Source organism: Catenuloplanes niger, assembly GCF_031458255.1.
Taxonomy (GTDB): domain Bacteria; phylum Actinomycetota; class Actinomycetes; order Mycobacteriales; family Micromonosporaceae; genus Catenuloplanes; species Catenuloplanes niger.
In genome coordinates this window covers 8,005,850-8,030,060 of record NZ_JAVDYC010000001.1, presented here as the reverse complement: position 1 = coordinate 8,030,060, position 24,211 = coordinate 8,005,850, and the positions used below count along the sequence as shown (strand labels likewise).

At 71.5% G+C, this 24,211-nt stretch carries 22 protein-coding genes and 1 tRNA gene; 16 read left to right on the top strand and 7 right to left on the bottom strand.

What is annotated here, in order from left to right; all coding sequences use genetic code 11:
* The first annotated feature begins 31 nt into the window (after positions 1-31).
* Genes J2S44_RS35255 through J2S44_RS35210 form a run of 10 tightly spaced genes read left to right on the top strand, consistent with a single transcriptional unit; the run spans position 32 to position 11,418 of the window.
* Positions 32-1,276, top strand: a complete 1,245-nt coding sequence (locus J2S44_RS35255) for an ATP-grasp domain-containing protein (protein ID WP_310423160.1) — start codon at positions 32-34, stop codon at positions 1,274-1,276.
* Positions 1,273-2,565 carry an MDR family MFS transporter gene (locus tag J2S44_RS35250; protein ID WP_310423158.1) on the top strand — a complete coding sequence of 431 codons (1,293 nt, stop codon included), beginning with the start codon at positions 1,273-1,275 and terminating at the stop codon, positions 2,563-2,565. Before J2S44_RS35255 ends, J2S44_RS35250 begins: the two co-directional genes overlap by 4 nt.
* On the top strand, positions 2,558-3,772 hold the full coding sequence (locus J2S44_RS35245; protein ID WP_310423156.1) for an argininosuccinate synthase: 1,215 nt from the start codon (positions 2,558-2,560) through the stop codon (positions 3,770-3,772). The genes J2S44_RS35250 and J2S44_RS35245 overlap by 8 nt, the downstream gene beginning before the upstream one ends.
* 16 nt (positions 3,773-3,788) lie before the next feature.
* The gene (argG, locus tag J2S44_RS35240; RefSeq protein WP_310423153.1) at positions 3,789-5,012 is read left to right on the top strand and encodes an argininosuccinate synthase; all 1,224 of its coding nucleotides are present in this window, start codon (positions 3,789-3,791) and stop codon (positions 5,010-5,012) included.
* Between the two features lie 18 nt (positions 5,013-5,030).
* Complete coding sequence (gene argH, locus J2S44_RS35235) at positions 5,031-6,557, top strand: argininosuccinate lyase (RefSeq protein WP_310423147.1); 1,527 nt, start codon at positions 5,031-5,033, stop codon at positions 6,555-6,557.
* Positions 6,554-7,705 carry a hydroxymethylglutaryl-CoA lyase-like TIM-barrel protein gene (locus tag J2S44_RS35230; protein WP_310423145.1) on the top strand — a complete coding sequence of 384 codons (1,152 nt, stop codon included), beginning with the start codon at positions 6,554-6,556 and terminating at the stop codon, positions 7,703-7,705. Before argH ends, J2S44_RS35230 begins: the two co-directional genes overlap by 4 nt.
* Before the next feature lie 2 nt (positions 7,706-7,707).
* Entirely contained in the window at positions 7,708-8,724 is a 1,017-nt protein-coding gene (locus tag J2S44_RS35225; protein WP_310423143.1) for an isocitrate/isopropylmalate dehydrogenase family protein, read from the top strand.
* Complete coding sequence (locus tag J2S44_RS35220; RefSeq protein ID WP_310423140.1) at positions 8,721-9,965, top strand: 3-isopropylmalate dehydratase large subunit; 1,245 nt, start codon at positions 8,721-8,723, stop codon at positions 9,963-9,965. The genes J2S44_RS35225 and J2S44_RS35220 overlap by 4 nt, the downstream gene beginning before the upstream one ends.
* Entirely contained in the window at positions 9,962-10,450 is a 489-nt protein-coding gene (locus J2S44_RS35215; RefSeq protein ID WP_310423137.1) for a 3-isopropylmalate dehydratase small subunit, read from the top strand. Before J2S44_RS35220 ends, J2S44_RS35215 begins: the two co-directional genes overlap by 4 nt.
* A complete protein-coding gene (locus tag J2S44_RS35210; RefSeq protein ID WP_310423134.1) occupies positions 10,447-11,418 on the top strand; it encodes an aminotransferase class IV in 972 nt (323 codons plus the stop codon). The genes J2S44_RS35215 and J2S44_RS35210 overlap by 4 nt, the downstream gene beginning before the upstream one ends.
* Here J2S44_RS35210 and J2S44_RS35205 read toward each other — a convergent pair.
* Complete coding sequence (locus J2S44_RS35205; protein ID WP_310430080.1) at positions 11,411-13,090, bottom strand: DUF885 domain-containing protein; 1,680 nt, start codon at positions 13,088-13,090, stop codon at positions 11,411-11,413. The two genes, J2S44_RS35210 and J2S44_RS35205, sit on opposite strands and share 8 nt — an antisense overlap.
* A gap of 109 nt (positions 13,091-13,199) precedes the next feature.
* On the opposite strand from J2S44_RS35205, the gene J2S44_RS35200 reads away from it, so the two are divergent.
* Positions 13,200-13,272 (top strand) — tRNA-Gly (locus J2S44_RS35200).
* A gap of 101 nt (positions 13,273-13,373) precedes the next feature.
* Here J2S44_RS35200 and J2S44_RS35195 read toward each other — a convergent pair.
* The 3 genes from J2S44_RS35195 to J2S44_RS35185 form a co-directional block, all read right to left on the bottom strand.
* Positions 13,374-13,883 carry a hypothetical protein gene (locus tag J2S44_RS35195; protein WP_310423131.1) on the bottom strand — a complete coding sequence of 170 codons (510 nt, stop codon included), beginning with the start codon at positions 13,881-13,883 and terminating at the stop codon, positions 13,374-13,376.
* Positions 13,884-13,953: 70 nt separating this feature from the next.
* Positions 13,954-14,331, bottom strand: a complete 378-nt coding sequence (locus tag J2S44_RS35190) for a hypothetical protein (protein ID WP_310423128.1) — start codon at positions 14,329-14,331, stop codon at positions 13,954-13,956.
* Between the two features lie 48 nt (positions 14,332-14,379).
* The gene (locus J2S44_RS35185; RefSeq protein WP_310423124.1) at positions 14,380-15,129 is read right to left on the bottom strand and encodes an ArsR/SmtB family transcription factor; all 750 of its coding nucleotides are present in this window, start codon (positions 15,127-15,129) and stop codon (positions 14,380-14,382) included.
* Between the two features lie 293 nt (positions 15,130-15,422).
* Between J2S44_RS35185 and J2S44_RS35180 the strand changes: the two genes are divergently transcribed.
* Both J2S44_RS35180 and J2S44_RS35175 read left to right on the top strand, forming a co-directional pair.
* Positions 15,423-15,905, top strand: a complete 483-nt coding sequence (locus J2S44_RS35180) for a universal stress protein (protein WP_310423121.1) — start codon at positions 15,423-15,425, stop codon at positions 15,903-15,905.
* A gap of 65 nt (positions 15,906-15,970) precedes the next feature.
* Positions 15,971-17,194 carry an NAD(P)/FAD-dependent oxidoreductase gene (locus tag J2S44_RS35175; protein ID WP_310423118.1) on the top strand — a complete coding sequence of 408 codons (1,224 nt, stop codon included), beginning with the start codon at positions 15,971-15,973 and terminating at the stop codon, positions 17,192-17,194.
* A 48-nt stretch (positions 17,195-17,242) separates the two neighbouring features.
* Here J2S44_RS35175 and zwf read toward each other — a convergent pair whose 3' ends face one another.
* Complete coding sequence (gene zwf, locus J2S44_RS35170) at positions 17,243-18,583, bottom strand: glucose-6-phosphate dehydrogenase (RefSeq protein WP_310423115.1); 1,341 nt, start codon at positions 18,581-18,583, stop codon at positions 17,243-17,245.
* A gap of 115 nt (positions 18,584-18,698) precedes the next feature.
* Here zwf and J2S44_RS35165 point away from each other — a divergent pair, with 115 nt between their 5' ends.
* Together J2S44_RS35165 and J2S44_RS35160 are read left to right on the top strand one after the other, a co-directional pair.
* Positions 18,699-18,983 (top strand): Smr/MutS family protein, encoded by a 285-nt coding sequence (locus J2S44_RS35165; protein ID WP_310423110.1) that lies wholly within the window; start codon positions 18,699-18,701, stop codon positions 18,981-18,983.
* A gap of 174 nt (positions 18,984-19,157) precedes the next feature.
* Positions 19,158-20,378, top strand: coding sequence for an acyltransferase family protein (locus J2S44_RS35160; RefSeq protein WP_310423108.1), 1,221 nt, complete (start codon positions 19,158-19,160; stop codon positions 20,376-20,378).
* Here the strand turns inward: J2S44_RS35160 and J2S44_RS35155 are convergent.
* Positions 20,333-21,016 (bottom strand): response regulator, encoded by a 684-nt coding sequence (locus tag J2S44_RS35155; RefSeq protein WP_310423106.1) that lies wholly within the window; start codon positions 21,014-21,016, stop codon positions 20,333-20,335. The two genes, J2S44_RS35160 and J2S44_RS35155, sit on opposite strands and share 46 nt — an antisense overlap.
* A gap of 49 nt (positions 21,017-21,065) precedes the next feature.
* A complete protein-coding gene (locus J2S44_RS35150) occupies positions 21,066-22,634 on the bottom strand; it encodes a sensor histidine kinase (RefSeq protein WP_310423103.1) in 1,569 nt (522 codons plus the stop codon).
* 80 nt (positions 22,635-22,714) lie between these two features.
* Here J2S44_RS35150 and J2S44_RS35145 point away from each other — a divergent pair, with 80 nt between their 5' ends.
* Positions 22,715-24,073 (top strand): cation:dicarboxylate symporter family transporter, encoded by a 1,359-nt coding sequence (locus tag J2S44_RS35145; protein WP_310423100.1) that lies wholly within the window; start codon positions 22,715-22,717, stop codon positions 24,071-24,073.
* Positions 24,074-24,211 lie beyond the last annotated feature (138 nt).

The following is a 24,211-nucleotide window of genomic DNA, read 5'->3' as shown; positions in this document are numbered from 1 at the left end:
CCCTCACCTGGCCGAAGGAGAGCTCTCAATCATGTCAGACACCGCTTCCGCGCGACCCCGGATCCTCGTGATCGGCGGCAAGCCGAAGATCGTTCGTAAGGCACGCGAGCTGGGCCTGGACGTCGTCTACGTCCAGTACCCCGACTCGTACCGCCGTGAGCACTGGGACTACGTCGACCAGGCGCTGCTCCTGGACTACTCGGACATCGACCGGTTGCTGCCGCTGGTCCGGGCACTGCATGCGGCGTACCCGTTCCAGAAGGTTCTCTCGCTCTTCGAACTGGGCCTGCTGCCCGCCGCGCGGATCGCCGAGGACCTGGGGCTGGGCGGCAACTCGGTGGCCACGGTGGAGATGCTGCTCGACAAGCCGCGCATGCGGGCGCACCTGAACGCCGCAGGGGTCAGCCCGGTCGCGAACGCGGTCGGCCGTACCGAGGAGGACCTGCGCGGCTTCGTGCGCGAGCACGGCCTGCCGGTGGTGGTCAAGCCCACCCGTGAGGGCGGCAGCATCTGCATCTTCGCGGCCCACGAGGAGGCGGACCTGGCGACGATCGTGGACCGGTACCACGAGGCCGGTGCCACCTTCGACGTCATCGACCTGGCCGGGCCGCTGGACGAGTTCCTGGTCGAGGAGTTCCTGGACGGCCCGGAGATCAGTGTGGAAACGGTCAGCTTCGACGGCCGCCACGTGCTGGTCGCGGTGACCGACAAGGTGAGCGGCCCGGCCTTCGTCGAGCTCGGCCACTCCATGCCGAGCCGGCACCCGAGCGCGGTGCTCGAAGAGGTCGAGGAGCTGGTGATCCGGTTCCTGGACACGGTCGGGCTCACGGAGGGACCCGCGCACACGGAGGTCAAGCTGACCGGGCGCGGGCCGCGGATCATCGAGTCGCACAACCGGGTCGGTGGCGACCGGATCAACGAGCTGGCCGAGATCGCCTACGGCGTCGACATGGACCGCTACGGGATCGGCATCCCGTTCGGGCTGGTCGAGCCGCTGCGGCAACCACCGAAGCCGGTGGCGGGCGCGGCGATCCGGTTCCTCACGCCGCCGGCCGGCCGGGTCGTGGCGATCACCGGCACCGAGGCGGTCCGGGAGGACCCGGCCCTGGTCGAGCTGGAGATCGAGGTCGCGCCCGGCGACGTGGTGCGCGAGCTGCGCTGGAGCGAGGACCGGGTCGGCCACGTGATCGCGCGGGGCGAGACCGCCGAGGAGGCCGTCGCGAACTGTGAACGGCTGGTGGCCGCCGTACGGATCGAGACCGAGGCCGTGCGATGACGACGGACACCACGCCGCCGGAGGACGACCTGCGGTTCTGGCAGGCGGTCCGTTACCTGCCGATGCGGGTCTGGCTGGTCAGCGCCGGCATCCTGGTCAACCGCGCCGGCAACTTCCTGCCGGTCTTCATCGTGCTGTACGTGACCGTCACCCACCACTCCGCCTGGGCCTCCGGGTTCGTGCTGGGCGCGGCCGGGCTGGGCAACGTGCTGGGCAACGCGATCGGCGGGCATCTCGCCGACCGGCTCGGCCGCCGGTGGACCATGACGCTGTCCGGGTTGCTCACCGGCGTGCTGACCGCCGGTGTGCCGCTGGTCGACCCGCTGCCCATGCTGATCCTGCTGGTGTTCCTGGTCGGCACCGTGTCCCAGATCTACCGGCCCGCCGCGGCGGCGCTGCTGGTCGACGGGCTCAACCACAAGCAGCGGCTGGCCGCGGCCGGGGTCTTCCGCTTCGCCATGAACATCGGCGCGGCGATCGGCGGTGTCCTCGGTGGACTGCTCGCGGCCTCCTCGTACGAGCTGCTCTTCTACGGCAACGCCGTGGCCGCGCTGGTCTTCGGCGTGGTCACCGCGGTCCTGGTGCGCGATCCCGCGGCGTACCAGGCGGCCCGGTCCGAGTCCGAGTCGGTGCTCACGGAGAAGGTGGGGTACCGCACCGCGTTCGCGGATCGCCGGTTGCGCCGATTCCTGATCATGACGTTCGTCGCGGAGGCGGTCTACATCCAGTCCACCGTCGGGCTGCCGTTGCACGTCTCCGACGCGGGCCTGTCACCGACCAGCTTCGGCCTGCTGATCGGCCTGAACGGCCTGATCGTGCTGGTGCTCGAGCTGCCGATCACCGCGGCCGTCTCGCGCCAGCGACCCGAGTACGTACTGGCGGTGGGCAACCTGCTCACCGGCCTGGGGCTCGCCGCCACCGCCTTCGCGGGCTCGATGTCCTGGCTGGCCGTGACCGTGGCGGTGTGGACGTTCGGCGAGATGATGTACGCCTCGATGGCCGCGGCGTACCTCGGTGGACTCGCCCCGCCGCACATCGTGGGCCGCTACCAGGGCATGTACGGCGCCGCCATCGCGGCCGGCAACGGACTCGGCCCGGTCATCGGCGGCCTGCTCTACGCGGCGAACGCCGGCGTCTTCTGGGTGCTCGTCGCGGTCGCCGGCGTGTGGTCCGCCCAGCTCTGCCTTCCGCCTCTGCTGCGCCGCCGCGCCGAGTCCGCCGCGGTGCCCGCCGAGCCCCTTCCACCATCACCGGCCGAATTATCCGAACGGGGAGGCTCACATGCCTGAACGCGCGAAGAAGATCGTCCTCGCCTACTCCGGTGGGCTCGACACCTCGACCGTCCTGAAGTGGCTCCAGGAGGACTACGGCGCGGAGGTGATCGCCTTCATCGGGGACCTGGGGCAACCCGGTGACCTCGCGGAGACGGCCGTCAAGGCCGAGCGGATCGGCGCCGCCAAGGTGGTGGTCAGCGACCTGCGCGAGCGGTTCGTCACCGACTTCGCCTTCCCGTGCATGGCGGCGAACGCGCTGTACCAGGGGCGGTACCCGATGGCGTCGTCGATCGGCCGGCCGCTGCTGACCCAGGAGCTGCTCCGGATCGCCGACCAGGAGGGCGCCGACGCGGTCGCGCACGGGTGCAGCGGCAAGGGCAACGACCAGCTGCGCTTCGCCCTCGCCGCGGCCGCGATCCGGCCGGGCATCACGGTGATGCAGCCGCTGCTCGACTGGCCCCTGCAGAACCGGGAGGACCAGGTCGCCTGGGCCCGGAGGCACGGCATCGACGTCCCGGTCACGGCCGACGCCACGTACAGCTACGACGAGAGCGTGTGGGGCCGCAGCATCGGGTGCGGCCCGATCGAGGATCTCAGCCTCCCGCTGCCCGAGGACGTGTTCACCTGGACCGTGTCACCGCGGCGGGCGCCGGACGAGCCGCAGCGCGTCCGGATCGGCTTCGAGCAGGGCCGCCCGGTCTCGCTGGACGACGAGAAGCTCGACCCGGTGACGCTCACGATCCGGCTGAACGAGCTCGGCGGCCGGCACGGTGTCGGCCGCATCGAGCACATCGAGGACAAGGTCGTCGGCATCAAGTCGCGGGAGATCTACGAGACCCCGGCGGCCGTCATCCTGCACCACGCGCACCAGGACCTCGAGGAGCTCACCCTCGACCGGGACACGCTGGAGTTCAAGCGCACCGTGGCGCCGCGGTACGCCGGCCTGGCCTACGCGGGTTACTGGTTCTCGCCGCTGCGGCGCTCGCTCGCGGCGTTCGCCGAGGACACCCAGCGGTACGTGACCGGGCAGATCGAGGTCGAGCTGTACAAGGGCAACCACCGCATCGTCGGCCGGCAGTCGGACCACGCGCTCTACGACTACGCGCTGTCCACCTACGACCGGCAGGACTCGTTCGACCACGAGGCCGGGCGGGGCTTCACCCGGATCGCCACACTGCCGGACCGGATAGCCGCCAAGGTCCGTCACACACCCGTCGGCTGACACGAAAGGAGCATCGATGCCGAAGGATGGCATCACACCCGTGAACCGGGTCGCCCTCGCATACTCCGGCGGCCTCGACTCCACGGTCTGCATCAAGTTGCTGGAGCGGGAGTACGCCGCCAAGGAAGTCATCCTGATCATGGTCGATGTCGGCCAGGGTGAGGCGAGCCTGGCGGAGGCGCGGGAGCGCGTCGCCGGCCTGCCACTGCAGCTGATCACGGTGGACGCGCGACGCGAGTTCACCGACGAGTGGATCCCCCGCGCCGTCGCCGCGAACGGCAGCTACGGCGGGTACCCGCTGTCGAGCTCGATGACCCGCCAGCTCATCGCGGCCCGGGTCGCCGAGGTCGCCCGCGAGCAGGGTTGCGACGCGGTCGCCGAGGGCTCCACCGGCAAGGGCAACGACCAGTTCCGCTTCCACAACACGTTCACGCTGCTCGCGCCGGAACTGCGGGTGGTCACACCGATCCGGGACCTCAACCTGTCCCGGGCGGGTGAGCGCCGTCTGGCGCAGGAGTTCGGACTGACCTACAAGGAGGGGATCAGCGACGACAAGACCTGCTGGGGCCGCGCGATCGGCAGCGGTGAGATCGAGGACCTCGAGCAGGACATCGACGTCAACGAGTACGAATGGTGGCACCCGGTCTCCGCGGACGCCGCCGGGCCGGTGCGCGTCACGGTCGAGTTCCGCGAGGGACGGCCGGTGCGGGTGGACGACGTCAAGGGCATGAACGAGATGATCGGCATGCTCAACGAGGTCGCCGGCCGCCGGTCGATCGGGCGGATCGACGTCGTCGAGGACGGCATCATGGGCCTGAAGTCGCGGGAGGTCTACGAGGCGCCCGCCGCCAGCGTGCTGCTCACCGCGCACCGTGACCTGGAACGGCTCTGCCTGACCAAGCGGGAGCTGGCGTTCAAGGCACAGGTGGACACCGCCTGGGCCGACCTCGTCTACCACGGGCACTGGCACCACCCGCTGAAGGCACAGCTCGACGCGTTCATCGCCGAGTCCCAGCGCCACGTCAGCGGCGAGATCACCATCGACCTGCACTGCGGCAACGCGGTCATCGCGGGCCGCCGGTCGGACCAGTCGCTCTTCGACCCGACCGTGCGCTCCGTGGAGCGGGACAGTTTCGATCAGAGCGACATGAGCGCGGTCGTCGAGACGTACGCGTTCGAGAGCGTCTTCCTCGGTGGAAGAAACCGACGTCAGGCCGTCATTCAGGCGCCTGAGATCTAACGGACAGATTGAGGGGCTATGCAGAGCAACAGCTTGTGGGGTGGACGGTTCCAGGAGCAGATCGCGTCGACGGCTCTGGAATACACCGAATCCCTGGCCGTGGACGCCGCCATGCTGACCGAGGACATCTGGGGCAGCAAGGCCCACGTGATCATGCTGGGCGCCAACGGCATCATCGACGACGAGGACACCCGCGCCATCCTGAGCGGCCTCGAGAGCGCTCGCCGGGAAGTCGACGAGAACACGTTCACGCTGGACGTCGCGGACGAGGACGTGCACATGAACGTCGAGCGATACGTCACCAGCCGGCACGGCAAGCGCGGCGCCCGGATGCACACCGCCCGGTCCCGTAACGACCAGGTGATCACGGATACCCGCCTGCACACCCGCGGCCTGATCCTCGGCATCGAGCGCGAGGTGATCGCCCTCCAGGACACGCTGCTGACCCTGGCCGCCGACCACACCGACACCCTGTCCATGGGGTACACGCACACCCAGCACGCGCAACCGATCACCATCGGCTACTGGGCGACGGCGTACGTCGGCATGTTCCGCCGCGATCTGGTCCGGCTCCGCAACGCCTACCGGTCCACGGACATCAACCCGCTGGGCGCCGGGGCGCTCGCCGGGACCTCCTTCCCGACCGACCGCCGGCTGACCACCGAGCTGCTCGGCTTCGCCGACGTCCAGGAGAACGGGCTCGACGCGGTGAGCTCCCGCGACTTCGGCCTGGAGTTCCTCTCCGCGCTGGCGATCCTGGTCTCGAACATCTCGAAGATCGCCGAGGAGATCGTCTACTGGTCGACCCACGAGTTCCGGCTCGTCGAGGTGGCGGACGGTTACGCCATGGGCAGCTCGATGATGCCGCAGAAGAAGAACCCGTGCGTGGCGGAGCTGATCCGGGGCAAGACCGGCAAGGTGTACGGCCGGCTGGTCGAGCTGCTGACGATGATGAAGGGCATCCCGACCGGATACAACCGGGATCTGCAGGAGGACAAGCCGCCGATCTGGGAGGCGTCCGCGTCGGCCGCGTCCACCATTCGTACCCTCAACGGCCTGCTGTCCACGCTGCGGTTCAACCCGGACCGCATGCGCGAGCTCGCCCACAAGAACTTCGCGCTGGCCACCGAGGTGGCCGACTACCTGGTCAAGACGCAGAACATCCCGTTCCGCGAGTGTCACCGGATCGTCGGCGAGACCGTGGGCAGCCTGTACCGCCGGAACCTCACGTTCGAGAACGTCGAGGAGACCGTGCAGGCGCTGGCCGCGGCCGGGGCGAAGGTCACGGCGGAGGAGATCGCACCGGTGCTCGACCCGGTGGTCTCCGTCAACAGCCACACCAGCCTGGGCGGCACCGCGCCCGCCGAGGTACTGCGCATGATCAAGGCTGAGCGCGAGCGGCTCGAGGAGCACACCCACGACGTCGACGCGCGCGAGGAACGCATCTCCAGCGCGTTCCGCGGCACCGAGGCGATCAGCGCCGCGGTCATCGCCGGCAGCGGCGTGCAGGCCGCGGTGGCCCAGTGGAGAGGGGAAAGCCAATGACTGATCACGTGCAGATCAGCGACACCACCCTCCGGGACGGCGAGCAGGCCGCCGGGGTGGCCTTCAGCCTGGACGACAAGGTCGAGATCGCCAAGCAGCTCAACCGGCTCGGCGTGGACGAGGTCGAGGCCGGGTTCCCCGGCTCGTCGGAGGCGGAGGTGGCGGCGATCCAGGCGGTGTCCCGGGTCGTGACCGGCCGCCGGACCGCCGTGCTCGTGCGGGCCCTGCGCAGCGACATCGACAAGGGCGCCGAGGCGCTCAAGTTCGCCGAGCAACCCGTCGCCACGCTGTTCGCGCCCGTCTCCGAACTGCACATCCGGGTGAAGTTCGGCAAGACGCTCGACGAGGTACTCGCCATGATCGAGGACGCGGTGCAGTACGCCTGCAAGCGCTTCCAGCAGGTCATCTTCTCCGGCGAGGACGTCACCCGGGCGGACCCCGAGACGCTGGAGCGCTGCTACCTCACCGCGCTGTCCGCCGGCGCCTCGATGGTGAGCGTGCCGGACACCGTCGGCTACGCCCAGCCGGAGGAGTTCGGCCGGCTGGTGGCGCGCGTGCGCGCACTGGTGGGGCCGGACACCGGCGTGCGCATCCACTGCCACAACGACCTGGGTGTCGGGGTGGCGAACTCGCTGGCCGCGGTGCGCCACGGCGCGAACATCGTCAGCTGCACGTTCAACGGCATCGGGGAACGCGCGGGGAACGCGGCCCTGGAGGAGATCGTCGCCGCGCTGGCCATCCGCGAGGACTACTACCAGCGCAAGACGCGGCTGAAACTGGACGAGATCTACGCGACCAGCCAGCTGGTGAGCCGGCTCAGCGGCGTCGCGATCGGCGACACCAAGCCGATCGTGGGCGCCAACGCGTTCGCGCACTCGGCCGGCATCCACCAGCACGGCGTGCTGCAGGACCGGTCGACGTACGAGATCGCCTCGCCGTCGCTGATCGGCGCCCCGGAGCGCGGTCTGGTGATCGGCAAGCACACCGGCCACCACGGCCTGCGGGCGAAGCTGACCCAGTTGCACGTCGACCTGCCCAGCCAGGGCGCGTTCGACGCGGTGCTGGCCGAGGTGAAGCTGCGTGCCCACAACGGGACGGACATCGACGACGCCACGCTGCTGTCGATCGTGAAAGGACACGTGAACTAGCCATGGAACCGCGACTGTGCGTGATCCCTGGGGACGGCATCGGCCAGGAAGTCGTGCCGGTCGCGGTCCAGGTGCTCCGGACCGTGCTGCCGGAGGTGCGGTACGAGCGGGCAGAGGCCGGGTGGGAGTGCTTCCGCTCCCGGGGCGTGGCGGTGCCGCCGGAGACGCTGGACGCCGTGCGACGATGCGGCGCCGCGTTGTTCGGGGCCACCGCCTCGCCCGGCCGGGTCGTGCCCGGTTACCGCAGCGCGATCCTGACGCTGCGGCAGCAACTCGGGCTGTACGCGAACATCCGCCCCGCGGCCAGCACGGCCGGCTTCTCCCCCCGTACCGGAGTCGACCTCGTGGTGGTCCGGGAGAACACGGAGGACCTGTACGTCGGGCGGGAGACCCGCTCCGGTGACGTCGCGGTCGCGGAGCGGGTCATCTCGGCGACCGCGAGCCGGCGGATCGCCCGGGTCGCGCTGCGCATCGCGGACACCCGCGGCGCGAAGAAGCTGACCATCGTGCACAAGGCGAACGTCCTCCCGGTCACCGACGGGCTGTTCCGTGACAGCGTCCGCGAGGTCGTGGCCGGGTGGGACGGCCCGAGTGCCGGCATCGAGGTGGAGGAGACCTATGTCGACGTCGCCGCGCTCCGGATGGTCGGAGCTCCCGAGTCCTTCGACGTGGTGGTGACCACCAACCTCTTCGGCGACATCCTGTCCGACGCCGCCGCGCACTGGAGCGGCGGCCTGGGCGTCGCCCCGTCGCTCAACCTCGGTGACGGGGTGGCGATCGCCGAGCCGGTGCACGGCTCCGCGCCGGACATCGCCGGGACCGGTGCCGCGAACCCGGCCGCGGCGATCCTGAGCGTCGCCATGCTCCTTGAGCACGTGTGGGAGCGCCCGGACCTCGCCCGGCGCGTCACGCACGCGGTCGGGTCCGCCCTGGCCGGCGGGGTGCATCCCCCGGTTCTGAGCTCGGTCCGGGACACCGTGCTCCACCTGCTCGAATCCTCTGACGGAGGGACATCATGAACCAGACCCTTACCGAACAGATCATCTCCCATGCGGTCGGCCATCCGGTGCGGCCCGGTGATCTCGTGATCGTCCGGCCGGACGTCGCGATGGGGCACGACTCGCTGACGCCCAGCATCATCGAGATCATGCGGGACCAGCTCGGCGTCGCCGACGTCAAGGATCCCGACCAGATCGTGCTGGCCATCGACCACGTCGCGCCGGCCACGTCGGTCGACACCGCGAACATGCAGAGCACGATCCGTACGTTCGCGAAGGAGCAGGGCATCCGCCTGTTCGACGCGGGCCGCGGCATCGCGCATCAGGTGCTCGTCGAGGAGGGCATCGCCACCCCGGGCCGGATCGTGGTGGGGTCCGACTCGCACTCCTGCGGGTACGGCTCGGTCGGCGCGTTCGGCAGCGGCTTCGGGTCCACGGACATCGCGCTGGTCTGGGCCACCGGCCAGATCTGGCTGCGGGTGCCGGAGACGTTGCGGGTGCTGGTGACCGGACGGTTCCGGCCCGGCGTGGACGTCAAGGACCTGGCCCTGAAGCTCTGCCGGGACCTGACCATCGAGGGCGCCACCTACGACTCGATCGAGTACCACGGGCTGGACTGGCTGGACCTGCCCGGCCGGCAGACGCTCGCCAGCATGGCCGTCGAGCTGGGTGCGAAGGCCGGCATCGTGCCGCCGGCCGGCCTGCCCGCCGACCGTTTCGAGGTGCCCGACTGGCTCTACGTCGACCCGGGCGCGCACTACTACCGCACGGTCACGGTCGACCTCGACACGCTGGAGCCGCAGGTCGCCAAGCCGAACTCGGTGGACGCCGTGGTCGACCTGTCCGAGGTGGAGGGCACCGAGGTCTCCGTGGTGTTCATCGGCACCTGCACCAACGGCCGGTACCAGGACCTGCGCGACGCCGCGAACTTCCTGCGCGGCCGGCGGATCTCGCCGAACGTCCGGATGATGGTGACACCCGCCTCCAGCCAGGAGATGGAGAGGGCGGCCGCGGACGACACGCTCGCCACGCTGCTCCAGGCCGGTGCCGTGATCGGCTCGGCGGGGTGCGGCCCGTGCATGGGACGCCACCAGGGCACGCTGAGCGACGAGGACGTCTGCCTCTCGACCGGCAATCGCAACTTCCGTGGCCGGATGGGCTCGCCCAAGTCACGCATCTACCTCGCCTCTCCGCTGGTCGCGGCCGCCACCGCGCTGACCGGGCGGATCAGCGACCCGCGCGACGGGATGGAGCGGTCATGACCCGGGTGTGGAAGTTCGGCGCCAACGTCGACACCGACCAGATCGTCCCCGGCCGGTACGCTCCGTACCTGCGTCCGAAGGAGGACCTCGGCCGCGCCGCGTTCATCGAGGCGAGGCCCGAGTTCGCGGAGAACGCCCAGCCCGGCGACGTCATCGTGGCCGACCGGAACTTCGGCTGCGGCTCCTCCCGGGAGTACGCACCGCTGGCGCTGAAGAAGCGCGGCGTCGCCGCCATCGTGGCGCCGAGCTTCGCGCGGATCTTCTACCGCAACTCGATCAATCTCGGCATCCCGCTGTTCGTGTCCGACGAGATCGCCGAGGTCGCGGCGGACGGTGACGAGGTGGCCCTGGACCTGCCGGCCGGCCGGATATCGCTCGGTGAGCAGACCTACGACCTGCCCGAGCTGCCGCGGTTCACTCAGGACATCATCGACGCGGGCGGCATCGTCAACTTCGTCCGGGCCAACGGAAGGTTCCCCGGATGAGCCTCAGCTCACTGGCGCACGCACCGGGAAACCCGGACTGGATCTGGAAGGACGGCGAGTTCGTCCCCTGGGACAAGGCGCTGGTGCACGTGAACGGCGTCGGCCACGCGTCGGTGCCGGCGGTCTTCGAGGGGATCAAGGCGTACGTCAGCCGGGACGGCGCGCGACTGTCCGCCTTCCGGCTGGCGGACCACCTCGCCCGGCTGTTCCGGTCCGCCCGGGTCTGCCGCCTGGACGTGCCGTTCGACCTCGGCCAGGTCCACGACGCCGCACTCGAGCTGCTTCGCATCAACCGGTACCGGGAGGACGTGTACCTCCGGCCGTGGATCTTTCCCGAGGGGGTGATCCGCGAGGTGATGGTGCCGGCCGGCGCGCGCTGCCACCTGGTGATCGACTCCTGGCCGTTCCGGACGTCGCTGGCCGCGGAGCGGGGCTGCCGGGCCGCGGTCAGCTCGTGGACCCGCCCGGCGGACGCGTCGATGCCGGCGCGGGTCAAGGCGTTCGCGAACTACCACAACGGCCGCCTCGCACTGATCGAGGCCCGGGAGAACGGCCACGACTTCCCGATCATGCTCAACGAGCGGCGCAAGATCAGCGAGGCGCCCAGCTCCTGCATCGGCCTGCTGATCGACGGGCAGGTGGTCACGCCGTCGTCGACCAGCGACGTGCTGCAGAGCCTCACCGCGGCCACGGTCGCGGATCTGTGCGCGGAGCTGGGCATCGGCGTGGTGCACCGCGAGGTCGACCGCACGGAGCTCTACCTCGCGGATGAACTGTTCCTGATGGGTACGGGCGTGGAGGTCCTGCCGATCACCGCGATCGACGGCCGGCCGGTCGGTGACGGCCGACCGGGGCCGGTCACGCTCCGGATCCGGCAGGCATACGCCGACCTGGTCCGCGGGGTGACAGCCACCCGGCATCCCGGGTGGCTGTCGTCCGTACCGCTGGAATCCGCCCGGGTCAGCTGAGCGCTGCGGGGCCGATCACCAGGTCCCGCAGCGTGCCCAGCCCGGCCGGGCCGCGGCGCAGCGCGTCCATGTGGAATCGCCGGAGGTCGAACGCGGCGCCCTGCCGCGAGCGCGCCTCCTCGCGCATGGACACCCACAGCCGCTCGCCGAGCTTGTACGACGGGGCCTGACCGGGCCAGCCCAGGTAACGGTCGATCTCGTCCACCGCGCGGGCGTGCTCGGTCAGCGTCCGCTCCCGCAGGAACTCCAGGCCCAGCTCGGGCGTCCAGCGCTCGCCCTCGTGGAAGCCGGTGCCCGCCGGAATCTCCAGCCGCAGGTGCATGCCGATGTCGACGAGCACCCGGGCCGCGCGGAACAGGCTCTTGTTCAGCATGCCGAGCGACTGGCCGTCGTCGAGGTAGCCGAACTCGCGCATCAGCCGCTCGGCGTAGAGGGCCCAGCCCTCGCCGTGGCCGTCGATGAAGCACAGCAGGCGCTGGAACCGGTTCAGGCCCGGCGTCGCCACCGCGGTGCCGATCTGCAGGTGGTGGCCGGGCACGCCCTCGTGGTAGACCGTGCTCAGCTCCCGCCAGGTGGTGAACTCCTCCCGGTCCGCGGGCAACGACCACCACATCTGCCCGGGGCGGCTGAAGTCTCCGGCCGGGTTCGTGTAGTACGCCCCCATTCCGCCGCCGGACGGGGCGATCCGGCACTCCAGCCGCATCAACTCGTCCGGGATGTCGAAGTGCGTGCCACGCAGGTCGTGCAGCGCCCGGTCGGACAGCTCCTGCAGCCAGCCCCGGAACGCGTCCCGCCCGGTGATCCGGTAGCGGACGTCGGCGTCGAGCACCGCGGCGGCCTCGGCCGGGCCGCCGCCGCCCGCGATCCGCGCGGCCACCTCGGCCAGCTCGGCCTCGACCCGGCGGAACTCCTCCCAACCCCAGGCGTAGGCCTCGGGCAGGTCCACATCCGCGCCGATGAACTTGCGTGACCACAGCCGGTAGACGTCCGCACCGACCGCGTCCTCCCGGGCCGCGCGCGGCGCCAGGTGCTCGCGCAGGAACCGGGCCAGCCCCGCGTACGCCTCGGCGGCATGGCGGGCACCGGCGGCAAGGTCGGCCCGGACCGCCTCGCTCATCTCCGGAACCGCGTCGGCGCCCTCGACGAACGGCCCGAAGAACGACGTGGACCAGGTCTCGCACTGGGTGCTCACCCGGCCGACCTGGCGCACCGCGGCCACGATGCCGTCGTCCGCCGAGGCGCGCAGGGAGGCCTGATAGCCGGCGAGTGACGCCGGGACCGCCGCCAGCCGCCGGGCGATGGCGGCCCAGTCGTCCACGGTCTCCGCGGGCATCAGGTCGAAGGCCTGGCGTATCTCCTGCACCGGGCTCCACGTCACGTTCAGCGAGGCCGCCGGGAGGCCGGACGCCCGGATCTCCGCCTCGAGCCCGACACGCTCGGAGAAGATCGCCTTGGCGACCCGCTCCCCCTCGTCGGCCGGCTGCGCGGCGGTGATCGCACGCAGCGCGCGCCCGGCCAGCTCGGCACGGGCCCGATGCCCGTCCGGTGACAGGTCGGGAAGCGTGTCGTCGTACCCGGCGATGCCGAACTCGGTCGCCTCGGTCGGATTCAGCCGCGCATAGTCCTCCACGTACGAGTCGCAGATTTCATGTACGCGCGTGGACGTTTCCATGAAAGCGGTCACGATCGATATCGTACCGACTCGGGACCCCCCGTCCCGTCGATACGGGGCGTGGTCTAAAGTTCTCTGTGTCGCCGGGACAACAACCCCGGTCCGACACGCGGACGTAGCGCAGCTGGTAGCGCATCACCTTGCCAAGGTGAGGGTCGCGGGTTCGAATCCCGTCGTCCGCTCTCTTCCTCCTCGATTTTCCCCCGGGTGCGGTCACGTCGGCCGCTCGATCACCCTGCACGGGATCGCTCCCCTCACCCTTCCGGTCCCCCGCCGGTCAGCGTCAGCGCGCGCGGGCCGGGACGCGCGTGCCGAGCAGGGTGGGGACGGCGGTCAGCAGGAGGAGCAGTCCGGTGCCGGTCGCCGCGATCGTGCTGGTGTCGCCACCGCGGAGCGCGACGACGACGGCGGCCAGGAGCGCGACCGCGGTGATCAGCACGCCGGAGAGGTAGAGGAGCGGTTCGCCGAACGCGCGGCCGAGCGGGACGAAGTGGATGCCGACGACCGCGGCGAACCAGGCGGCCACGTACTCGTCCGCGCCGAGCGAGCCGAGCACCGTGACGCCCACGAGGACGAGGACGGCCCCGGCCGCCGCGACCACGTCGTAGCGGTGGCGGACGGCGGAGTCGGCCAGCGGGGAGCCGGCGGCGGCGCCCCGCCGGGCCAGCAGCGCGCCGAGGACGGCGAGGAGCACGCCGAGCACCGCACCGGCGACGAGGTACGGCGACAGCCAGGCCGGCGCGTGGGTGCCGGCCCAGCTGAACCACATGGCGGCGAAGGCGCTCTCGATCAATGTTGCGATACCGCGACCGCGGCCACCGCCGGATCCCCGGATGCCCATCGACGCATCATCGCATCATTGATCAAGAAGCCCGGGTCAGGACCGCACGGGTGCCGACCGTGACGACCGCGCTCGCGATGCCGAGTCCGACGAGGAGGAGGAGCGCGCCGACCGCGAAGAGCCCGGAGTCGTCGGTGCCCGCGGCGTGGATCGTCCAGGCCGTGGTGAACGCGAGCGTGAGGACGGCCGGAACGATCAGCGGGTGGACGCGCAGGACCAGCGCGGCGATCAACACGATCAGCAGGGTGACGCCGGCGCCGATCACCTGCCAGGCCTCGTAGGGGCCGGTGACGTTGCCGTTCACGTCGGTCCGGTAACCGGAGTCCCGGCCGAGCCACATCCACCAGGTGAGGACGGCGAGCAGGGCGAGCGCGGCGGCACCGCCGATGTTCTTGATCATTCCGGCACCCTATGTCGCGGGCCGGCGGGTGCGCGTGAGTCCCGGTACTCAGCCGGCGGCCATCTCCCACGGCGCTTGCGGCAGCACGGAACCGGTCTCCAGCAGGGACTTCAGGTTCGCGAACACGGCCGGCCAGCCCCGCGAGACCGCCGCTCGGTCCTCGTCGGACGCGAGCCGGGTGTGCGTCACGGTGAGGCGCACGATCTCCTGCCACGGCTCGACGTCGAACGTCACCGTGGACGCGCCGTCCTCCGGCCGCTCTCCCGGCATGCCGAACGTGATCACCAGCCGGCGCGGCGGATCGGTCTCCACCACCACGCCACCGCCGTCCGCGATCCCGGAGCCGTCCGTGCGCAGATGCTCCCAGGTGGACCCGGCCCGCCAGTCGGACCGGTTGCTGTGCCCCCAGTACGCCGCGGTCAGATCGGCGTCGGTCAGCGCCGCCCAGACCCGCTCCGCGGTGCTCCGGATGTAGGTCACGTAGACGTAGTCGGGAACCATCGCTCGCTCCTTGATCGCTTCCAGCGCGGCCAGCCGCGGCTCGTCGAAGGCCGCGATCCACCGCCGCCGGATCTCGTTGATCGGCACCGGATTCAGGTAGTGCAGCTTCTCCCGGCCCCGGCGGACCGTGCTGATCAGATTCGCCTCCTCGAGCACGGCGAGGTGCTGCGTGGCCGACTGCCGGGCCATGTCGAGCCCGGCGCACAGCTCGCCGAGCGTCTGCCCGTCGCGGGCCCGGAGACTGTCGAGCAGGCCGCGCCGGGTCGGGTCGGCGAGCGCCCGGAACACCCGATCCATGACCAGCATTATGCAGGCATCCGCCTGCATAATGTCAAGCGACCACCCGCGGGGAGGCGGCCAGAGGCGAGCGACCCGGAACGCTGGGTAAAGCGGCCTGTCACAGATCGATGGAATTTCGGGCCTTACCAGAGAGAGTTTTCTGGCTTACGGTCTGCATGACGACGGAGCGGGAACGGACGGGCACCCCGTGTCGCTCGATCGTTGTGTCTTGTGATGCGGCACGTCCGCCGGCGCATCGGCGTGGAGGGTGACGGGCGGACGGGACGGAGGGCAGAGTGTTGGCTGACTCGGTGGGTCCACGTGTCGTCGTCGGCGTCTCGCCGTCGCTGACCGGCCTGCGGGCGCTGCGCCTGGCGGTGGCGGAGGCGCGGCGGCGTGGCGTGCCGCTGCGTGCGGTGCGCGCCTGGGATCTCGACGGTACGGACGCGGTGTACGTGCGGGGGCGGGACGCGGCCCGGCAGCTGATCCGGGAGTGTTTCGCGGACGCGCTCGGCGGGATGCCGCCGGACGTGCAGATCAATTCCGTGACCGTGCTCGACCGGCCCGGTGCGGCGCTGGTCGACTACGCTCGCGAGGACGACGTGCTGTTCGTCGGGCGCACGCCGCAACGCTGGTGGCGGCGGGTGTTCCGGCGGTCGGTGGCCGGCTACTGCGTGTCGCACGCGGTCTGCCCGGTGCAGGTGGTGCCGCCGGACGCGTTCGCGCGCCAGTGGCAGCGCCGCAGCGTCGCCGACGCGATCAGCCGCGAACTGTCCGAACTGACCAGCGGATAGGAATACCGCCGGGGCCGGCCGGGGACCGGCGAGCGGATCGGGCCGCGCGCGGGTAGAACTCAACCATGTCCGAACCTGAATCGATCGTCATCGCCGGCGCCGGGCTTGCCGGCGCGAAGGCCGCCGAGACCCTCCGCACCGAGGGCTTCGGCGGCCGGATCACCCTGCTCGGCTCCGAGCTGCTCCGGCCGTACGAGCGGCCGCCGCTGTCCAAGGGCCTCCTCCTCGGCACCACCGGGCCCGACGAGCCGTTCGTCCACGCCGCGTCCTGGTACCCGGACAACGCCGTCGACCTGCGTCTCGGCGCGGTCGTCACCGGCATCGACCGGGCCGCCCGGGTCGTGCACACCGCCTCCGGCGAGGACGTCGGCTACGACCGCCTGCTGCTCGCCACCGGCGCGATGCCCCGCCGGCCGGCCGGCGCGGAGACCTTCGCCCACACGTTCCGCACCCGCGAGGACTCCGACCGCTTCCACGCCGCGATCGAGAAGAACGCCCGCCTCGTCATCGTGGGCGCCGGCTGGATCGGCATGGAGGTCGCGGCCGCGGCCCGGCAGCGCGGCGCGCACGTGACCGTGGTGACGCCGGACCGGCTGCCGCTGCGCAAGGTCCTCGGCGACACCGTCGCGCAGGTGTTCGCGGACCTGCACCGCGAGCACGGCGTCGAGTTCCGGTTCGGCGCGCACGCCACCGAGATCCTGCCGGACCGGGTGGTGCTCGACGACGGCACCACGCTGGCGGCGGACGCCGTGCTGGTCGCGATCGGCGCCGTACCGAACGACGCCCTGGCCGTGGAGGCGGGGCTGGCGACCGGCGACGGCGTGCACGTGGACGCGCTGCACACCACCAGCGACCCGGCGATCTTCGCGGCCGGTGACGTGGCCGCGGTCGACCATCCGCTGCTGGGCGCGCGGATCCGGGTCGAGCACTGGGCGAACGCGCTGGACTCCGGCCCGGCCGCGGCCCGCGCGATGCTGGGCCGCGGCACGCCGTGGGACCGGCTGCCGTTCTTCTTCACCGACCAGTTCGACCTGGGCATGGAGTACGCGGGCCACGTGCCGCCGGGCACGGAGACCCGTCTCGTCGTCCGCGGTGACCTGGCCCGGCGGGAGGCGATCGTGTTCTGGCTGGCCGGCGACCGGGTGGCCGCCGGCATGAACCTCAACGTCTGGGACGTGCAGGACCAGATCCAGGACCTGATCCGCGCGGGTCTGGCCGGCCGCGCGGTCGACCTGGCCCGGCTGTCCGACGAGTCGGTCCCGCTGACGGAGCTGGTGCCCGGCTCATGAGCCCGTGCGGGGCCGGATCGTGGTCCGGCCCCGCATCGAACAGGGCCGTCAACGCGACAGCGGGTGCCATCCGCCGGCCGGCCGGGTGCCCGCCGTCTCCGGCCCCCAGCTGCCCCGCTCGTACGGGCGGGGCAGCACGCTGCCGTCCAGCACCGGCGCCACGATCCGCCACTCCTCGTGGATCGTCTCCTCGGACGCGAACCGGTCCGGCCGGCCGTCCAGCGCGTCGTCGATCAGCCGTTCGTACGCCTCCTGGCGCGGCCCGAGCGCCGTCCCGAAGTCCACGTCGAGCGGGACCGGGCGGGCCGTGACCGCACCGCCGGGCTCCTTGACGTTGAGCGTCAGCCCGATGCCGTCGCCGCGGCCGAGGCGCAGCCGCAGCAGGTTCGGCGCGGCACCGGGCAGCGCTGACGTGGCCGGCCGCAGCGTCACCACGACCTCGGTCGCGGTCGCGCCGAGGTGCTTGCCGGCCCGCAGGTGGAACGGCACGCCCGCCCACCGGCGGGTGTCGATCCGCAGCGTGGACGCCACGAACGTCTCGGTCGTCGAGCCGGGTGCGACGCCCGGTTCGTCCGGGTAGCCCGCGTACTGCCCGAAGACCGTCGCGGCCGGCGTCAGCGGCCGCATCCGGCGCAGCACGTGCAGTTCCTCAGCGCGGCCGCCCGGCTCCATCGCCAGCAGCGCCGCCACCTGCAGCACGTGGTTCTGCAGCACGTCCCGGACCGCGCCGCTGCGGTCGTAGAACCCGGCCCGTCCCTGCGTGCCGAACTCCTCGGCCAGCGTGATCTGCACGTTGTCGATGTGCTCACGGCTCCAGACCGGCTCCAGCAGCCGGTTGCCGAACCGCACCGCGGTGATCCCCTCGACCGCCTCCTTGCCGAGGTAGTGGTCGATCCGGAAGATCCCCGCCGGGTCGAACGCGTCCCGCAGCGTGGCCGCGAGCGCGGTCGCGGACGCGAGGTCGTGCCCGAACGGCTTCTCCACGATCACCCGCCCGCGCGCCGCGAGCCCGGACCGCTTCAGCCCGCCGACCACGTCCGGGAAGACCGCGGGCGGGATCGCGAGGTAGAACAGCGGCCGCCGGGACGGGCCCAGCGCGGCGGCGAGGTCCGCGTAGGTCGAGGCGGACCCGTACGCTCCGGAGATCATCGTCAGCCGTGCCGCGAGCGCGTCGAACGCGGCCTCGTCCACCACGTCGACCGCCTCGGTGACCGCTTTCCGCACGGTCCGGACCAGCTGTTCGTGGTCCCACGCCGACCGGGCGACACCGATGACGGGCACGTCCAGGCGTCCGCGGCGGGTCAGCTCGTAGAGGGCGGGGAGCAGCTTCTTGGCGGCGAGATCGCCGGTCACACCGAAGAGAACGACGGCGTCCGCGCGTCCATCCATTGCCGGGTCACCCCATAAGGTCTGTCAGAAAAGCTCTACAGACCCGCCAACCCCAGCATGATCGTCCGGATTTCCGGGCCGGGGTGAGACGTGGGCGACAGCTATCATCGACGTCGTGAAGCTGAAGCTGGACCTGCACGACATCTTCAACAAGGGTCACGAGATCGACCGCGCGCTGCGGAACATCATCGACGAGGCGATCCAGAAGAAGGCCGCCACCGTCGAGATCATCCCCGGCAAGGGCAGCGGCGCGCTGAAGAAGAAGGTCCTGCGCTTCCTCGACCAGCGCGACATCAAGCAGCTCTACCACCGCGTGGAGAAGGACGGCGACAACTGGGGCCGGCTCTTCGTGCACTTCCGTCACGAGGCCCCGGCCGGCCGTCGCGGACGCGGGCGGTAGGAGCCGCCCGAGCGGCAACGGCCCATCCGCCCGCTTCCGGCGGGTCGAGTCCGCGTGCTCCCGCGGGCACCGGTCGTCGCCGGCGCTCCTCCCTGCAAGATCCGCTTCGCAGGAGCGGAAAACCACAGCGGGTTTACGTGTAAGCGGAGCGCGGGATGGCAATCATGCCCCGTTATGCGCCGCATTCCCGCTCTCGACGCCCTCAGGCTCCTGGCCGCGCTGGCTGTGGCGCTCTACCACTACACGACGTTCTGGTCGCCGGACGGCGTGCACAACCCCGCGCACTTCCTGCCGTCGCTGTCCCGGGTGACCGTCTACGGCTTCCTCGGCGTCGAGATGTTCTTCATGATCAGCGGCTTCGTGATCGGGATGAGCAGCTGGGGCAAGCGGATCGGCGACTACGCGGTCTCCCGGGTGGCCCGGCTCTACCCCGCGTACTGGGCGTGCATCGCGATCACGCTCGTGTTCACCACGCTCTTCCCGGTCACCGGCGGCTGGATGCCGGTCTACGACGACTTCACCTGGGTCGACATCGGCATCAACCTCACCATGTTGCAGCACCCGCTGGGCCACCCGTCGGTCGACAACGTGTACTGGACGCTCTGGGTCGAGCTGCGCTTCTACCTGCTCTGGGCGCTGGTGGTCGGCCGCGGTGTCACGTACCGCCGGGCCGTGCTGTTCTGTGTGGTCTGGATGACCGCGGCGGTGCTGGCCGTGCAGGTCAACCACCCGGTGCTGACCATGCTGACGATGCCCACCTACGCCGGCTACTTCTGCGCCGGCATCCTGCTCTACCTGGTCCGCCGCTTCGGCGGCTCGCCGCTGCTCTGGGCGATGCTCGCGTTCACCTGGCTGGTCAACCTGCACAGCCTCAACGAGCGCGTCCAGCTCAACCCCGGCTGGACCGTCCCGCTGTGGCCGGCCGCCCTGATCGTCACCGCGATCTACCTGACGCTGGCCGCGATCGCGACCGGCCGGGCCGACCGCCTCGACTGGCGCTGGCTGACCGTCGCCGGCGCGCTCACCTACCCCTACTACCTGCTCCACCAGCGCCTCGGCTACATCCTCATCCGGCACGGCATGGTCGACGCCGACCTCCCGCTGGAGCTGCTGGTCCCGGCCACCATGGCGATCATGCTGGTCCCGGCCTGGCTGGTGCACCGCCTCGTCGAACGCCGCTTCGGCCCGCTGCTCCGCGACGCCCTCCACCGCGGCCTCGCCGACCTGCGCCGCGACCACCCGGAACCGGTCGAGCGCCCGGCGGCGGCCGGCCGCGATCCGGCCGGCGTGCCGCACCAGGTGCCCGCGCGCCCGGGGCCGCCGGCGGGACACGCCCCGGCGCTCACCGGTCACGCCGGGCGGTACTCGACCTCCGGGCGCCCCGGGCCGCCGTAGCGCGGGGAGCGGACGACGCGGCCGGCGGTGGCGAGGTGCTCCAGGTAGCGGCGGGCCGTGACGCGCGAGACGCCGGTGCGGGCGGCGATCTCGGCGGCGGACAGGCCGCCCGGTGGCGGTGCGGTGCGCAGCGCGGCCAGGACCAGGTCGAGCGTGGCCGTGTCGAGACCCTTGGGCAGGGAGTCGGCGGGCGCGCCGCGCAGGGTCGCGAAGGCCCGGTCGATCTCGTGCTGGGCCGCGACCTGGCCGTCACCGTGCAACTGCCGGTGGTAGTCGGCGTAGCGCTCCAGCTTGTCGCGGAAGCCGGCGAACGTGAACGGTTTCAGCAGGTAGTGGGCGACGCCGAGGGCCGCGGCGGAACGGACCACGGCCAGGTCCCGGGCGGACGTCACGGCCAGCACGTCGGTGGCGCTGCCGGCCGCGCGCAGCGCCCGGGCGATCTCCAGGCCGTGCAGGTCGGGCAGATTGAGATCGAGCAGCACCAGGTCGACGCCGCCGGCCCGGAGCGCGGCGAGCGCGGCCCGGCCGGTGTGCGCCACGCCGGCCACCTCGAAACCCTCGACCCGCCGGGTGTACGCCGCGTGCGCCTCCGCGATCAACGGCTCGTCGTCGACGACCAGGACCCGGATCGCGCTCATGCCGGCCGTCCCGCGGCGCGGTGACCGGTGCACCGGACCGGCGTCCCGGTCACGGCGCGCCCACCGGCAGCCGGACCGTGATGACGGCGCCGCCTGCGGGACCGGACGCGGCCGACGCGGTGCCGCTGTGCCGCTCCGCGACCTGCCGGACCAGCGCCAGCCCGAGCCCGCGCCCCTCCCGCTTGGTGGTCCAGCCGCGCCGGAACGCGGCCGCGGCCTCCGCCTCCGTCATGCCCGGGCCGGTGTCGGAGACGCGCACCAGCACCTCGGCCGGCTCCTCGGTGATCAGCACGGTGACCCGGCGCGGCGCCGGTCGGCCGGCGACCGCCTCCAGCGCGTTGTCGACCAGGTTGCCGACCACGGTGAGCAGGTCCCGGCTCGGCAGCCGCGGCGAGTCCAGCCTGGACCGCGGGTCGACGACCAGCTCGACGCCGCGCTCCGCGGCCTGCGCGGACTTGCCGAGCAGCAGCGCGGCCAGCGCCGGCTCCGCGACCGCGCCGACGACCTGGTCGGTGAGCTGCTGGGCGAGCTCCAGTTCCGCGGTGGCGAGCCGGACCGCCTCGTCGGCGCGGCCGAGCTCGACCATGGTCAGCACGGTGTGCAGCCGGTTCGCGGCCTCGTGCGCCTGCGCGCGCAGCGCCTCGGTCAGGCCGCGCACCGAGTCCAGCTCGCCGGCGAGCGCGCGCAGCTCCGTGTGGTCGCGCAGGGTCAGCACCGTGCCGAGGGTGCGGCCCTCGAAGCGCGTCACCCGCTGGTTGGCGACCAGGACCCGGTCGCCGGCCAGCACCGGCACGTCCGCGGCCGGCTGGGCCGCGGTCAACAGCTCCGCGACCTCCGCCGGGAGCGACAGACCGGACACCGGCACGTCGTCGGGCAGTCCGAGCAGCCGGCGGCCCTCGTCGTTGATCAGCGCGACGCGGCCGTTCCGGTCCACCACGAGCAGGCCCTCGCGGACCGAGTGCAGGACCGCGTCGTAGTACTCGTACATCCGGCGCATCTCGGCCGGGCCGAGCCCGTGCGTCTGCCGCCGCAGCCGGTTGGAGAGCAGCCAGGCGCCGAGGCCGGCCAGCGCGAGCGCGAGCACGGTGGCCAGCAGCACGGCCGGCAGCTGGTGACGCAGCCGGCGGTTGATCTCGTCGGTGGTGATGCCGACCGAGACCAGGCCGGTGATCGCGCCGGACTCGTCCCGGACCGGCACGACCGTGCGCACGGACCGGCCGAGGCTGCCGGTGGTCGTCTCCACCACGACGCCACCGTGCAGCGCCGCGTCGATCGAGCCGACGAACGGTCCCTCGATCAGCGACGGGTTCGGATGCGTGTAGCGGGTGCGGTCCGGCGCCATCACCACGATGAAGTCGGTGCCGGTCGCGACGCGCACGCTCTCCGCGTACGGCTGCAGGGTGGTCGTGGGATCGTCGGCGCGCAGCGCCGTGACCACCAGCGGTGAGCGGGCGATCGTCTCGGCGACGGCGGTGACCTCCTCGACGGCCGCGTGCTGCGCGTCCTGCGCCGCTAGCGCGACCGTGCCCACGGTCCCGGCCGTGACCAGCAGTGTCACGACCAGCACCTGCAGCACGAACAGCTCGCGCGCGATGCTCCATCGACGGATGATCGCCATGTTTCGGTTCCGGGTCCTCGCGATGAACAGAATGAACGCAATCGTGCCTTGCGGGTGAGACACAGGCCACAGTCTGCGGCATGAGCGTCACGGAGAACACAGCGCCTGCGCGGCGATCGGGCGGCCGCACCCACTTCCTCTACATCGCCGTCATCGTCGCCGTGCTGCTCGGCATCGCGGTCGGCTTCATCTGGCCGGAGACCGCGAAGGCTCTGGCGCCGCTCGGCACCGGCTTCGTCAACCTGATCAAGATGATGATCGGGCCGGTCATCTTCTGCACCATCGTGCTCGGCATCGGCTCGATCCGGAAGGCCGCGTCGGTCGGCAAGGTCGGCGGCCTGGCCCTCGGCTACTTCCTCACCATGTCCACGGTGGCGCTGGCGATCGGCCTGGTCGTCGGCAACATCGTGCACCCGGGCGAGGGCATGCAGCTCAACGAGTCGATCGCGGCCGCGGGCCAGAAGGCGGCCGGCAACGCGCCGCACCAGAGCACGTCGGAGTTCCTGCTCGGCATCATCCCGCACACGCTGGTCTCGTCGCTGACCGAGGGCCTGGTGCTGCAGACGCTGTTGGTGGCGCTGCTGGTCGGGTTCGCGGTGCAGTCGATGGGCAGCCGCGGCGAGCCGGTGCTGCGCGCGATCGAGCTGATCCAGCGCCTGGTCTTCAAGATCCTCGCCATGATCATGTGGCTGGCCCCGATCGGCGCGTTCGGCGCGATCGCCGCGGTGGTCGGCGCGACCGGCATGGACGCGCTGAAGAGCCTGGCCCAGATCATGATCGGTTTCTACGTCACCTGCGCGATCTTCGTGTTCGTGATCCTCGGCCTGATCCTCAAGCTGGTCTCCGGCGTCAACATCTTCAGCCTGCTGAAGTACCTCGGCCGCGAGTTCCTGCTGATCGTGTCGACGTCGTCGTCCGAGTCCGCGCTGCCCCGCCTGATCGCGAAGATGCAGCACGCCGGGATCAGCAAGTCGGTCGTCGGCATCACGGTACCGACCGGCTACTCGTTCAACCTGGACGGCACCGCGATCTACCTGACCATGGCCTCGCTGTTCATCGCGGCCGCGATGGGCGACCCGCTGAGCGTCGGCGAGCAGATCTCGCTGCTCCTCTTCATGATCATCGCCTCGAAGGGCGCAGCCGGCATCACCGGCGCCGGCCTGGCCACGCTGGCCGGCGGCCTGTCCAGCCACCGCCCCGACCTGGTCGACGGCGTCGGCCTGATCGTCGGCATCGACCGGTTCATGTCCGAGGCCCGCGCGCTGACCAACTTCGCCGGCAACGCGGTCGCCACCGTCCTGGTCGGCACCTGGACCCGCGAGATCGACCGGGACCGGATGCACGCCGTGCTCTCCGGCCAGGACCCGTTCGACGAGGCCACCATGCTCGACGAGGAGGAGGAGACCCACACCGCCGAGCCCGCCGCCCCCCGCGGCTGACCTCGCACCCCCGCCCCACGGCGCCGCCGGACTCCCCCGTCCGGCGGCGCCCGCGCGTCCGGCACCCCGCATCACCCGCCCGGCGCTCCTCATCCAACCGGTGGCGCTCGGCCGTTCCGCGGCACCCGCCATCCGGCG

Bases quoted from the DNA above. Each gene is read 5' to 3' on its own strand.
- J2S44_RS35255 (WP_310423160.1), top strand. From the start codon at position 32: ATGTCAGACACCGCTTCCGCGCGACCCCGGATCCTCGTGATCGGCGGC.
- J2S44_RS35250 (WP_310423158.1), top strand. From the start codon at position 1,273: ATGACGACGGACACCACGCCGCCGGAGGACGACCTGCGGTTCTGGCAG.
- J2S44_RS35245 (WP_310423156.1), top strand. From the start codon at position 2,558: ATGCCTGAACGCGCGAAGAAGATCGTCCTCGCCTACTCCGGTGGGCTC.
- argG (WP_310423153.1), top strand. From the start codon at position 3,789: ATGCCGAAGGATGGCATCACACCCGTGAACCGGGTCGCCCTCGCATAC.
- argH (WP_310423147.1), top strand. From the start codon at position 5,031: ATGCAGAGCAACAGCTTGTGGGGTGGACGGTTCCAGGAGCAGATCGCG.
- J2S44_RS35230 (WP_310423145.1), top strand. From the start codon at position 6,554: ATGACTGATCACGTGCAGATCAGCGACACCACCCTCCGGGACGGCGAG.
- J2S44_RS35225 (WP_310423143.1), top strand. From the start codon at position 7,708: ATGGAACCGCGACTGTGCGTGATCCCTGGGGACGGCATCGGCCAGGAA.
- J2S44_RS35220 (WP_310423140.1), top strand. From the start codon at position 8,721: ATGAACCAGACCCTTACCGAACAGATCATCTCCCATGCGGTCGGCCAT.
- J2S44_RS35215 (WP_310423137.1), top strand. From the start codon at position 9,962: ATGACCCGGGTGTGGAAGTTCGGCGCCAACGTCGACACCGACCAGATC.
- J2S44_RS35210 (WP_310423134.1), top strand. From the start codon at position 10,447: ATGAGCCTCAGCTCACTGGCGCACGCACCGGGAAACCCGGACTGGATC.
- J2S44_RS35205 (WP_310430080.1), bottom strand. From the start codon at position 13,090: ATGGAAACGTCCACGCGCGTACATGAAATCTGCGACTCGTACGTGGAG.
- J2S44_RS35190 (WP_310423128.1), bottom strand. From the start codon at position 14,331: ATGATCAAGAACATCGGCGGTGCCGCCGCGCTCGCCCTGCTCGCCGTC.
- J2S44_RS35185 (WP_310423124.1), bottom strand. From the start codon at position 15,129: ATGGATCGGGTGTTCCGGGCGCTCGCCGACCCGACCCGGCGCGGCCTG.
- J2S44_RS35175 (WP_310423118.1), top strand. From the start codon at position 15,971: ATGTCCGAACCTGAATCGATCGTCATCGCCGGCGCCGGGCTTGCCGGC.
- zwf (WP_310423115.1), bottom strand. From the start codon at position 18,583: ATGGATGGACGCGCGGACGCCGTCGTTCTCTTCGGTGTGACCGGCGAT.
- J2S44_RS35160 (WP_310423108.1), top strand. From the start codon at position 19,158: ATGCGCCGCATTCCCGCTCTCGACGCCCTCAGGCTCCTGGCCGCGCTG.
- J2S44_RS35155 (WP_310423106.1), bottom strand. From the start codon at position 21,016: ATGAGCGCGATCCGGGTCCTGGTCGTCGACGACGAGCCGTTGATCGCG.
- J2S44_RS35150 (WP_310423103.1), bottom strand. From the start codon at position 22,634: ATGGCGATCATCCGTCGATGGAGCATCGCGCGCGAGCTGTTCGTGCTG.
- J2S44_RS35145 (WP_310423100.1), top strand. From the start codon at position 22,715: ATGAGCGTCACGGAGAACACAGCGCCTGCGCGGCGATCGGGCGGCCGC.